Source organism: Pseudarthrobacter humi (genome assembly GCF_024294965.1).
Lineage (GTDB): Bacteria > Actinomycetota > Actinomycetes > Actinomycetales > Micrococcaceae > Arthrobacter > Arthrobacter humi.
Map to the genome: position 1 here is coordinate 1 of NZ_JANCLV010000029.1, position 11954 is coordinate 11954.

The following is an 11954-nucleotide window of genomic DNA, read 5'->3' on the forward strand; positions in this document are numbered from 1 at the left end:
AAAATTGGAAGAACAAGTATCCGCCTCAGCTCAGAATTATGCCGAGCTATTTCGGGTGAACCGTGCCCTGACCTGCACCGTTAGGAAAACATCGGCATAATCCGGCTATCGGGATAACCCATCAGGTCCAAGGCTGCCTCGGTCTTCTTCAACCGGCTCTCGCTCACCTCTAACTGGCGGCGCAAACGCGCGTTCTCGGCCTGGTCCGCGGAAAGCTTCCCTATCGTATCCCCGGCCTTCTTCCCGGCCAGGACACCGGCGTCCCGCAGCCGCCGCCACTCGGTCATCTGCGAGGAATACAGGCCCTCCGTGCGCAGGAACGCGCCGCCCCCGCTGTTCTCACAGGCGGTCTCGTATGCGGTCAGGAACTCGAGCTTCTGGGCCGGGGTGAACGACCGGCGTGACCGCGGGCCACCGGCCCGCGGCCCGGAACTACTACTACTGCTACTACTACTACTACTCACAGCACTATCTTCGCGTACTGCACTCAAAACTGGACTGGACATGATTACTGGATTCCTGGCTCTCGCCCCACGCGATTAGGCGGACTTGCTATGAGCCCCTGGTACCGTTCCAGCCTGACACGTAGGGACACCGCCGCGATAGAACTCGCAATCGCACTGGCCCGCCAGCACTTCATCGCCCTGGACACCCTGGCCAGACAGCAGAACGTCCCGACGGGACACCTGCTGGATGCCTTGGAAGTTCAGCTGCCGGAAAGCCTCGATGACGGAAGCTAGGCGGGCCGCGGCGCATCCGGAATGCCCGGCCCTATTGTGGGGAGTGGACGGGGGCCTTGCCGGGCGGTGGGGGTTCCGCCCGGCAACGAATAACCGTCAAGGTGCCCGGCGAGTGACGACAAGGGCCAAAAATATCCGCCTTAGGGGCCATCAAACTTGTCACAGTCACGCAATCAACAGTCATCCGGTTAACGCCAAAAGATTCGAACCACAGTATGTGAGTAGGAGGATTGAGTTAATGCTGTGAGTTAGACGAATGAGTTAGGTTTCTCACAAATGGTGTTCCACACTGTCCCTGTTGGGTTACTCTTTACAGGAGCAAGGTGTTGGAACTTGTCTTCCGTAAGGAAGTTCGAGGTCCGGCCTGGCCCCGGGTTTGATTGCTACGGCCGCCCGGGGCTGCTCTATTTAACGGGCGGTACCGGCGAGATGTGCGTGACCATGTGCTCTACGTGGTCAAAAAGACCAGGTTGTTTGACGGCCATTTTGCGGTAGTACGCGTATGAGACGATGTCCGGTAGCCACAGCAGGTGTTCGTGCGTGGGTGATACCTGCACCGTCTCCGCGGTCAACGGGATGGCCCCGCTCTTCCTTGCCGCTTTGAAGGTGTGATCATCGATGTTCCTGCGCTTCTGGTCCTGCCGCCGCTCCAGGATAAACAGATTCACGGGCTCGCAATGCGAACCGGCGTGCAGGGAACTCAGCAAGTGGGTCAGGCACGCGGCGCGGGCCTTCTCCAGGTTCTTATCTTCCGGGTCGACAACAGCCTGCGCTGAAATGATCACCGGCTCCTTGCCTTCACCGATATAGCGGGCAAGTTCATCCAGCGTTGCCTTGCCCTCCTCGGTTTCATTGGCCTTCGTTGAGTGCCAATACGGTGCACCGGTGATCTGCAGCAGATCTTTCCTGATGGCCTCATGGTCACGTCTGGGAACCACGACGGCCGTAACGGCGTAAAACGGGTCCGAACCCTCGTACACCCCGGCGGGCATCGACGTCTCATCCAGGTACGCCACGGGCCGGTCAGCATTCGTCTTGTAAGCGGATTCGAGTTTTTTAATCTGCAACCGGGCGTCCATACTCAGCTGCCCTTGCTGGTATCCGCTCAATGGTCCCCCGGGCTCTCGTGCAAGGTAAAAAGTATCTCTACGACTTTACGCCAGCGCACCGACAAGTCTGCCGCCGGGCGGCCGCGGCCCGCCGCCACCACACTTCCACGGAGTCCGGCTAGGGCCGGGACTGTCAGCACCTGGCATTACGCTCAGATGGCGGGCTTGTTGGCCTGCCTCGAAGAACAACCGGGAGAGCGAATGAGTACCGAGACGCTGGCTATTATCGGCCCCCTGACAGGGGCAGTGGGAGCGCTGGCAGCGGTTGTCTCTCTACTGTGGCAGGTCTCTGTCCATCGACGCTCGGGGCCGGTAATACAGGTGAAGAGTTCATACTCGATCCCGGTCTACGGCCCGGATACCGCCCCGGAGTTCCACGGTCCCGACTTCGTGGCGGTCGAAGTCCGTAACCGGGGAGGCAAGTCCGTGACGGTCACCAATTACGGTGTCAGCCTGGGCGGCAGGAAGCCCTCTGACAACATGTTTGTGCTTGACCGGCCGGTGTGGGCCACAACGCTCCCCGCTCCCGTTGAGCCCGGCGGGGTCCCCACACAAGTCCTTGTACCGGTCCCCGAGCTACGGAAGGCCCATAGCACGAGGGGGATTCCGTTCAACAAGATGGTCCCATGGGTAGAACTCGGTGACGGACGCCGGGTCTACTCAACCAACCCCGTCCCCCTGAAATGACCATCGGGCCTGGCGGTCCCCTGGCTCCTGTGGCCGGCCGGCATGGGATCCAGCCGAAGATCAGGACAGCGGCTAGCGGAGATACCGGCCGTAACATCGACAGCATGGACGGCACCTGCGAGTACTACCTGCTCAGTCTCCGGGCTCTGGAACTGGCCGTACAACGGGTCAAAGAGACATGCAAGGGCGATGACATCGAAGCCGCTGCCATTGAAGCGCATTTCGCGCTCCACGCCGTGTATGACCTCCATGAGGCCTACTTCCAACCGAGGGGAATCCACGGTACGGCGGCCAAGGACAAGATCCTGGCCGCCACGGGCGGACAGGCCGTGGGCGCGCTCTCCCTCGCCCGGGGAAAACGGACGCACGAACTCGTCACCTTCCTGCGAACGGGCGGTTTCAGTGACCGCCCCTACGGCATGGGGCCCTACGGTCCCGGCTGGATCTGGAAAGAGCACTACTGGACAGACCCGAAACTTCAGCAACGCGCCGCCTGGTACCAGAACCGGGTGAGCCGGCGCCTCCTGTGGGCCCCGCTGGACGAGGCTTGGATGTGGTTCTTCGCCCAATGCCCCCAGGAGAACGGCTAAAGGTTTCCGGGCGCATCATGGGAACGGCGGCCGCGGACTTTCGGTCCGCGGCCCGCCGTTGCCTGGGGTAGGTTCAGGTTCGTCATGATGATGTTCGGTGCGGTGATCGTGGTGTTGGTCAATGAGTTCTGGCCCGTTGAGGGCGGCTGACTTACAGCCTCGCGATTTCAGATCCACGCAACACGTGGCCCCGGCTTCTACTGGCACCGCTGCGGGTATCCCGTTCCTGAGCACCGGGACACCCGACGACAGCTCTGACCTATTTTCGTCGGCAGGCGCGGACGAGCTGAACTGCACGCCGGCAGGACGGCTCGTGCAGAAGGACCAGAAGCAGGATGCAGATCCAGCCGTAGTGGACATCGGCGGCTGGCAGCAGGGTGAGCGGATCCATGGGGACCCTTTCTGTAGGAGAAATCCACCGCGACGTTTTGCCAGCGGCTTTATCGCACCTTCGCTCAGGGCGCTTGTCCTGTGTGGGACGAGATCCGTTTTGCGTTGGTTGCTCCAATCTCTATGCGCAAGGATCACCCACGGCCGCACTTATTGTCTGCTCGTGCGCAATGCACAGCCGGGTGCGCCGAGGGTGTCCCACTTCCTTGGTTGTGGGACCGTCCTGCCCGGTGGAACAACCGAAAACACCTGCGCGCAATCACAATCGAGTGTTTGAAGCTAGAGTCAGTTCAAACGCTAGGGGGCAGTTGGCCAGGGTAACCGGAAACAGCACGGCGGAGCTGCTGGACGCGGTAGAAGTCGAAGCACTCGAGGGCCTCGACGACAGCCGCTAGGTTGTCGTCCGAAGCTCGGACGGCACTTCCCCGAACACTTCACCGGACAGGTCATCCGGGCCGCTGCTATGCCATAACTTTTTCAAGCCGCTGCTTGCGCCGCTCCCAGTCAGGCATCACCAGGCGCTGAAGTTCAAAGAACTGCTTCCCGTGGTTCGGGACTAGCAAGTGGCACAGTTCATGGGTGACCACGTAATCAATGCAATCCATTGGCGCGCGGATGAGATCCGGGTTCAACACGAGACTGCCGGCCGGTGACGTAGAGCCCCAACGCGTGGGCATACGTTGAAGCCTTAGAGACGTTGGTTGCACGGCGTGTGGATCAGGGAAGCGCTGCCTGTTCAGCTCCAAACGGCTGGGAAGTTGTAATTTTGCCCGCTTCCGGTACCACTCTTTGATGTGCTTCTCAATGGTGCCGGTGTCGTGAAAATCGACGCAACGTACCTCCAGAAACCCCCGAACCATCTTGACGCTTGGTGTGCAGGACGCCGTGGGCGCACCCTTTCCCGCTTCCGGTGGGACGATCCGGATGCGGTACTGCCGACCCAGGTAGAGGTGAGTCTCGCCAGGGACATAGATGCGGGGTGGTGTGTGTGGCCGGAACCTGGAGAAGGATGCTTGTTGCGCAAGGATCCACCGGGCGCGTCTCCGGACTCGAGCATTGATGTCCTCCACAGCCGCGTTGCTTGGCGCGGTGACCCGAACTACCCCATCCGGCTCCACCGTGATCTCAAGCGTGGCGCGCTCCCGGCGCTCCAAACGGTACTCAATGATTTGAGTTCCGTATTCAACCTGCCGCTGCTCTAGCATCATTTCCTGAAGCGCGCCCTTGCTACCGTGAGGACTGCGTTTGTGAGGCTGTCCACCATGGGTTGTCTCATTTGGATGCCGCGGCGTTCACCAAAGTCATAGAAAAAATCATCCAGTTCCGTGGCGAGGTCATTCTGCTCATTTGGCTTGGTCCAGAAATTAACCACCATCCGGCCGCGAACCATGTCCACCACCGTCTTTGCCGTGTCCGCTCTTTCGTCGTCGGGTACGGCCAGGAATTCTTCGAATGCCGACTCGAGAAAACTCTTGCCGAGCGCACCGTAAATTGCAGCGGCATCGTCATCGTGCGTCACAGCGGAGGGAAGCGCCGCACCGCGGTCACCGCGGGCCAGTTGTTCAGCTATTTCCCGCGCCTGGAACAGGTACCTTTCACCGTCCCGACGACGGCGGTACTCGTCAATGGCCTGCTGCAGCAGCTCCGAGAACCGCGCGTAGAAAGCCGGGTCCTCGTCCATGCGCTCGGTGATGGTCTTTCTGGTGGCGCTGACGATCCGGTCCGCCTTGGAGCCGGGCGTCGTGCCCTCCTCGTCCACAACGGCCTTCAGCGCAGCGGGATCGTTGATGTTAAGTTGTTCAATGATCGTCTCGGCCGGCAGGGCGGTCACATGATCATCGAGCAGGCGGCGGATGCGTGGTTCGTAGTCGCGAAGGTCAACGGTCTCCTGGTAGCGCATTTGCACCGACAGGCGGAGTTCGGCGAACTGGGAGTGGTCGTTCCGGTAGCGGTCAACATCGGCCTGGGTCATGACATCGAGTAGCTTGTCGCTAGATAGTGCCAAGTGAAGGGTGCGGCCGAAGGTCTTGAGTCGCTCATAGAATTCGTGCCGCAGCGGTTCATCAAACAGATGCTGCTCCAACGCCTCCATGTCGTCTTTCCTAGCGATAGTGTTGAACAGATCCCATACGTGGCTCCACCGTCCCGGGAGCAGGCGAATCTGTTCGCGGATGTCCACTACAGCCCCTGCGATCTCCTCGGAATCAAAGTCGCCCAGTGCGCTGTAGGACGTGAGCGCCTCATCCAGCTCGCCGAGGAGACCCTCGTAGTCCACCACGTAGCCGAACTGTTTCTCAGCCTTCTCATCGGAGAAAAGCCTGTTGACGCGGGCCACGGCCTGGAGCAAGGTATGTTCCCGCAGCGGTTTGCAGAGATAGAGGACGGTATTGCGGGGGGCATCGAAGCCGGTGAGAAGTTTGGACACCACAATGATGATCTCGGGCCCGTCTGAGCCCTTGAACTGTTTGATGAGTTGCTCGTTGTAGTTGGCCTCGGTGCCGTATCGAGCCATCTGCGATTTCCAGAAGCGCTGCACGCTCTCCCTGGATTCGGCATCCACTTCTTCGCGGTCTTCTGCGTCATCGGGCGGGGAAATGATCACCTCGCTGGTGACGTGGCCGATCTCGTCGAGTTCGTGCTTGAAGCGGATCGCTGCGGCCTTGTTGGGCGCCACCAGCTGCGCCTTGAACCCACTCCCCTGCCAGCTTCGCCGGTAGTGCTCCGAAATGTCGAAGGCCTTGGCGCGGATGGCCTGGGCTGTCTTTCCGAGGACGTCGGTGCGGCTGAACTTCCGCTTGAGGTCGCGTTTTTGCTCATCCGTCAGCCCGGCGCTAATTTTCTCGAACCAGGCGTCAATCACACCGGCGGTGATTTGCTGCTCCACCAGGCGGCCCTCGTACAGGATGGGCACCACGGAGCGGTCCCGTACTGCTTCGTCAATGGTGTAGCTGTGGATGATCCCGCCAAAGGTGTCGGCGGTGTTCCGCTCCCGTTTCAGAAGCGGCGTCCCAGTGAACCCCAAATAGCAGGCGTTTGGCAGTACGCGGCGCATGGCCACATGGAACTGGCCATAGCCGCCATAGCGCCCTGTCTGGCTGCGGTGGCTTTCGTCGACCAGGACAAAGATGTCGCGGGACTCGTCGCGACCTTCGCGGCTGGCCGCGCCGTCGAACTTGTTGATGAGAGTGGTGATCAGGGGTGCACGGCCACGCACCAGTTCGCCGAGATGTTTGCCGCTCTTTGCACGGACGGGGTCCAGCTCGCAGGCGAGGAAGGTGTCGCGGATCTGTTTGTCCAGATCATCGCGATCCGTGACGATGATGATCCGCGGGTTAGTTACCCGGAGGTCCAGAGCCAAGGCTTTGCCGAGCATCACCATGGTGAGTGATTTGCCCGATCCTTGAGTGTGCCAGATGACGCCGCCGTTGCGGCGTTCTTCAGGGCCGGCGGCCAGCACGCGTTCCACCGTTTTGCGCACGGCGAAGTATTGCTGGTGCCTGGCGATCTTGCGGACGCCAGCGTCAAATACCGTGAAGCGGCGGACAAGGTCCAGTAACCGTTCGGGCCGGCAGAGTGCGTAAAGAAGCCGGTCCTGTTCGCTGACGGTCCGACCAGTTATGAGCGGCCGGATGTCCGCGTCGGTGTCCTCGGCGTCGTGCCAGCTGGCCCAGAACTTCCGCGGCGTTCCAACCGTGGCATACGTAGCTTCCTGGCGGTTGGCGGAGATCAGTAGTTGGGCATAGTGGAACAGGTGCGGGATGCGGTCGCTGTTTTGGTACTTGATCAGCTGGCTGCCGGCCTTTTTTAGTTCCTCCGTGGGCCGCTTGTTTTCGATGATGATAAACGGAATGCCATTCACGTAACCGACGACGTCGAGCCGCTGAGTTGCGCTGCTTCCGGTGCGTTCTACGCGCATTTCAGTTGTGACGTGGAAGACGTTGTTGGCGGGGGTATGCCAGTCGATGTAGCGGAGTGAGTAGCTCTTGCTGTCGCCGCCCACGGTTTTAGTGATGGTCGTGCCGAGAATAAGACGGTCATAGACTTCCAGGCTGGCCGCCTGCGGTCCCTTGGCCTGTTCCAGCCCCGGTCCGAGGCGACGCACGGCCTCTTCCGCGTCTGCCACGTCAAATGGGTACTGGCGTTTCTTGTGGGTGAACTGGTTGATCTGGAGGATCTGAGCAGTGAGGATTCCGGTGAACAGCACGTTGCTCCGCCTGCCGCCGCGTTCTTTCAAGGCTTCGGCTGGCGTGAGCTGGGTGAACCCAAGCGCTTCCAGCAGCTGCACGGCCGGGCCCTGCGACTGGCTCAGTTCGGAAGCGTCGAAGGTTTCGTCAGTCATCATCTGGTCCCCCTGGCTCGATCTCAGCAGCCACATTCACACGCAGCTGCCCTGTGAGTAGTTTCTGCATGAGTCCGCGTTTCTGGGTGCGGAGGAGCTCGGCTTTGTGCTGCAGCAGTTCGATCTTTCGAGCACCCATGTTCAAGGCATCCGCGGCGCCATCCTGCGTAGCCCGACTCGGAACGGGAACCTTGACGCCGAAGAAGTCGTCAGCGTTGAGATTCAGCAGACCATTTCCTCGAACTCCTGATGTGATCCTCTGAGCTAACTGCCGGTTGAGTGCTCCTGAAGCGAAGAAATGCTCGTAGTAGCTGCTGTTGAGGTCCGCTCGCAGACGGAACGAGTAGTAGACATTCGGCACCAACGCCGAATGCTCCTTGAGTGCGTAGATGCACCCTTGCGGATAGGTAAGCGAGTTTCCTTTGTTATAGGCGAATTCTCCGCGCCGGAGGAGGGTGTAGTTTGTGAGGTTCGCTCCAGCCATATCCCTGCGATACTTATCAGCCTGCGCCACAAACCCCGTCTTAGCCGAGATAGCCATGACGGTGTGAGGCGCTCCATCGGATTTCGTCGTGATGTGCATCGACACCTCGCTCAATGGAACTTCGTGGCCGCGGAAAAGGAACAGCCGGCGACGCAGCACGCCAAATGCCTCGATCTCGGCCCGCATCAAAGTTTCTGCACGGTCGATCGCCTCATCCCAGGTGCGGAGGATATCGGCGATTTTTCGCTGCTCTGGCAGGGGCGGGTGCGAGATGGTTAACTTCCTAAACAGCGGCAGCCCAATAGTCTTGATCGTTGACCCAACGGCCATTCGCTCGAAGTACCCCTTGCGACTTTGGAGCCAGTAGTACAGATACCACGGCTCAAGCACACCTTTGGCTTTGCATTCCCAGGCAATGAAATGTTGGCTCACCGCCATCGCTTCGCGAAGTATGGCACTCTTGCCCACACCAGCGTCACGAGACATTATGACGGTGCCCGCAGGATGAAGGACAGCTGAAGACTTCTCCATGCCACGCGCAGTAATTCGACGCGTGGACGCGGAGATATAGCCTTGGTCCAATTTCCCGCTATCTGCGAGTGAAACCCATTCGATATCTCCGTCCCAGTACTCAGGATGCTGTTGGCTCGGGGTGTGCCCACTGCCTCGAAGCGTTACATCATCAAGGTTTGAATTCGACCATCCGAGCGCAATCATTTCCGTTCGCCGCCTTTGGCCCCGTGCATCAGCCTCTCCAACTGCGGCTACCGCCTCAACGGCCTTGCGCTTTACGACGAACTCTCCATGCCTGTCTACGGCGAGCTTATTCGCCACAGCTTGTTCAGTCATCGAGGCCCAACTCCTTCAAGTAGCCGGCCATGCGGGCACGGACTTCCACCAACTCAGCCTCGATCTGCTCGATCTCATGCTGAACAGCTACCACGTCAATCTCAGCCTCGGCTTCAAAAGTATCGATGTAGCGCGGGATGTTGAGATTGAAATCGTTTTCGCTGATCTCCTCGCGGAGGACCAGTCGGGAGTAGGAGTCAGCCTCGGTCCGGGCGCGGTACGTCTCAACGATCCGCTCAATGTGTTCCTCGCCCAGCAGGCTCTGCGCCTTGGCCGGAGTGAAGTCCCGGCTGGCATCAATAAACAGGACGTCGTCGCGACCCTCGTTGTCTCCACCCTTTTCACGCGAACGGTCGAAGATCAGTATGGCTACGGGAATGCCGGTCGTGGTGAACAGATTCGCCGGCAAACCGACCACTGTGTCCAGCAGGTTCTCTTCGATCAGCGACTTCCTGATGCGCCCTTCGGATCCAGCCCGGAACAACACGCCGTGCGGAACAATTACCGCAACTCGGCCCGTCCGCCGTCGCGCTGATTCGACCATGTGCGAAATAAAGGCGTAGTCGCCCTTGCTCTTGGGGGGAACACCGCGCCAGAAGCGGCCCCATCGGTCCGACTCCGCAACCTCGGCTCCCCACTTGTCCAGGGAGAACGGCGGATTGGCCACCACCACGTCGAACTGTTTGAGCTGATCGCCCTCCAACAACTTAGGGTCGTTGAGGGTATCGCCCCACTCGATGTGCGCACTGTCATTGGCGTGCATAAACATATTCATGCGTGCCAGCGCCCACGTGGAGCCGTTGACCTCCTGGCCAAAAAGCTCGTAGTTATTGCTTCCCACCTGGGCAGCGGTCTGGATGAGCAGAGAGCCCGATCCACACGCTGGATCGTAGATGCTGTCCTCCTCCTGGGGCGCAGCAAGACGGGCCAACAGCTCAGACACTGAGCGCGGCGTGTAGAACTCCCCCGCCTTCTTGCCGGCGTCCGAGGCGAAACGCGAGATCAGGTAGATGTAGGTTTCGCCGATGATGTCATCACTCACCCGCGAAGGGCGAAGGTCCAGTTCTGGCTTGGCGAAGTCCTCCAGCAGGTTCTTCAGGCGCCGGTTGCGGTCCTTGGGCTGTCCTAGGTTTGCCTCCGAGTTGAAGTCAATGTTCCGGAAAACGCCCGCCAGCTTCGACCGGTTGTCCTCCTCGATTGCTTCCAGCGCAACGTTGATCAGCTCGCCGATGTTGTCAGCGTTTCGGTTGGCGTAAAGGTGGTTGAACGTTGACGTCTTATGCAGCGGGAACCGCTCGCGCTTCAACAGTGACTCCACCCGCTCAGGGTTGCCCTCAAACTGCCTCTGGTATTTCTCCTCGTGTTCAGTCCAAACATCGGAGATGTACTTCACGAAGAGCATCACCAGGATGTAGTCCTTGTACTGCGTGGCATCAACCACGCCACGGAACGTGTCACAGGCTGCCCAGGCGGCGTTGTTAATCTGGTCCTGGGTGACCTGGTCCTTCACGCCGTTCGAGAGGCGGGGGCTTTGGTGCTCGGTCATTTGCGGCCTGCTTTCATGTGGGTCTGCCCCGAAAGGGCAGCGGCGGTCAACTGGGCTTGTCGAAGCGTGTGCTGACACTCCGCCAGGCTGTGCATTAGCTTTGCTTCGCGGGTGGCGATGTGTGCGGCGTCGGCTATGAGGCGCTGTTGCGCAAGCGACGGCAGCTGCAGGGGGACCGATTCAAGGGTCGCCTTAGATACCATCTGGATGGTCTGCCCCTGTGCGGCGCGCCGCAGGTGCGTCTGCGCATCCGGCTGGTTTAGCCACCATGCGAGGAAATCCGGATCGTAAATGTCGGTGCTCGGTCGGATGATGAACAGTGGCAGGACAGCTACGGCTGGCTCCGCCATGTCGTCCGGGACGGCCCACGCGATTGTCGCTTGGCCCCGCGAACGAAGGAGGACATCGCCGCGGGAGATCAAATAGCGGGGATGCGGGGAGGGGATCCGGGCCATGCCGCGGACCTCCAGGTCGCTGCCAACAGAGAGGTCTGCCATCTGAATTGCCAACACCCCATGACGGCTCGCGTCAAGGCGTTCGCGCACGGTTAGTCCCGAGCTGATCCGTGCCACATCAGACAGCAGCATTACTTCCCCTTCAGTATTCTAACTACTGAATGAGTATATACGGCACCTTCAGTAGGTCGACTACTGAAATACGCGAAGTTCCCAGCCTGCCCAGTCGATACGTTCCAGCAGCGCCTCATTCGCCCGGACGGCGTGATTCGGAAATCCTCAACTGCCAAAACTTCATCAGGAGGCAGAAATGCTGGTTCGCCGAGGTTTGATCCTGCTGCTGTAGGTCAGTAGAGACTCGTCCAACGCACGAAGGTGGCTCTGCAACTCGCGTTTTAAGAGCGTGACGTCTGAATCATCGATAGGAACGAGCGGCTTACGGAGCAGCATGCCCCAGTTCTTCTGTCCGCGCAGTGCGTGAATCTGAGGAGCCAGTGGTCCTACTTCCGCCCCGGTCGAGTAGGGAGCCAAGGTCTCAAGCTTGATCTGGCAAACGCTCGCGAACGTACGGCCCGCAATTTCCACTTGCGGGCGGAGCTGAGTGACCTCGCTCTGCACAGTTGCGGTACCGATTACCCTAGTCCGGAATTTTTCAAGCTGAACGGTACCAACGGGAGTTAGGCGGCTGACTGTTGGGTGATTTCCTTGGGTTGGTTGATCCACGCTGGTCCTGGGAGCGCGAGGATCTGGGGATCAGTGCTGGTG

The 11954-nt window shown here is 59.9% G+C and carries 10 protein-coding genes and 1 pseudogene; 3 read left to right on the forward strand and 8 right to left on the reverse strand.

Annotation, left to right across the window (positions count from 1 at the left end; translation table 11 throughout):
- Positions 1-116 precede the first annotated feature (116 nt).
- A pseudogene (locus NFC73_RS20430) lies at positions 117-464 on the reverse strand (IS3-like element ISAar46 family transposase); the annotation flags it as partial.
- A 90-nt stretch (positions 465-554) separates the two neighbouring features.
- Here NFC73_RS20430 and NFC73_RS20435 point away from each other — a divergent pair.
- Positions 555-740: a hypothetical protein gene (locus NFC73_RS20435; RefSeq protein WP_254753270.1), complete on the forward strand. Its 186-nt coding sequence runs from the start codon at positions 555-557 to the stop codon at positions 738-740.
- Positions 741-1144: 404 nt separating this feature from the next.
- Here NFC73_RS20435 and NFC73_RS20440 read toward each other — a convergent pair whose 3' ends face one another.
- Positions 1145-1807: a hypothetical protein gene (locus tag NFC73_RS20440; protein ID WP_254753272.1), complete on the reverse strand. Its 663-nt coding sequence runs from the start codon at positions 1805-1807 to the stop codon at positions 1145-1147.
- 243 nt (positions 1808-2050) lie between these two features.
- On the opposite strand from NFC73_RS20440, the gene NFC73_RS20445 reads away from it, so the two are divergent.
- Positions 2051-2536: a hypothetical protein gene (locus tag NFC73_RS20445; protein WP_254753274.1), complete on the forward strand. Its 486-nt coding sequence runs from the start codon at positions 2051-2053 to the stop codon at positions 2534-2536.
- 104 nt (positions 2537-2640) lie between these two features.
- Positions 2641-3126 (forward strand): hypothetical protein, encoded by a 486-nt coding sequence (locus tag NFC73_RS20450; RefSeq protein ID WP_254753276.1) that lies wholly within the window; start codon positions 2641-2643, stop codon positions 3124-3126.
- Positions 3127-3385: 259 nt separating this feature from the next.
- On the opposite strand, the gene NFC73_RS20800 is transcribed toward NFC73_RS20450, so the two are convergent.
- The 6 genes from NFC73_RS20800 to NFC73_RS20475 all read right to left on the reverse strand — a co-directional run bounded on the left by NFC73_RS20800 (position 3386) and on the right by NFC73_RS20475 (position 11321).
- Positions 3386-3517, reverse strand: coding sequence for a hypothetical protein (locus NFC73_RS20800; protein ID WP_256549175.1), 132 nt, complete (start codon positions 3515-3517; stop codon positions 3386-3388).
- Between the two features lie 460 nt (positions 3518-3977).
- A complete protein-coding gene (locus NFC73_RS20455) occupies positions 3978-4724 on the reverse strand; it encodes a M48 family metallopeptidase (protein ID WP_254753278.1) in 747 nt (248 codons plus the stop codon).
- Positions 4721-7855 (reverse strand): type I restriction endonuclease subunit R, encoded by a 3135-nt coding sequence (locus NFC73_RS20460; protein ID WP_254753280.1) that lies wholly within the window; start codon positions 7853-7855, stop codon positions 4721-4723. Before NFC73_RS20460 ends, NFC73_RS20455 begins: the two co-directional genes overlap by 4 nt.
- Positions 7848-9188 carry a restriction endonuclease subunit S gene (locus NFC73_RS20465; protein WP_254753282.1) on the reverse strand — a complete coding sequence of 447 codons (1341 nt, stop codon included), beginning with the start codon at positions 9186-9188 and terminating at the stop codon, positions 7848-7850. Before NFC73_RS20465 ends, NFC73_RS20460 begins: the two co-directional genes overlap by 8 nt.
- Complete coding sequence (locus NFC73_RS20470) at positions 9181-10734, reverse strand: type I restriction-modification system subunit M (RefSeq protein ID WP_254753284.1); 1554 nt, start codon at positions 10732-10734, stop codon at positions 9181-9183. The genes NFC73_RS20465 and NFC73_RS20470 overlap by 8 nt, the downstream gene beginning before the upstream one ends.
- Complete coding sequence (locus NFC73_RS20475) at positions 10731-11321, reverse strand: restriction endonuclease subunit S domain-containing protein (protein ID WP_254753286.1); 591 nt, start codon at positions 11319-11321, stop codon at positions 10731-10733. The genes NFC73_RS20470 and NFC73_RS20475 overlap by 4 nt, the downstream gene beginning before the upstream one ends.
- Positions 11322-11954 lie beyond the last annotated feature (633 nt).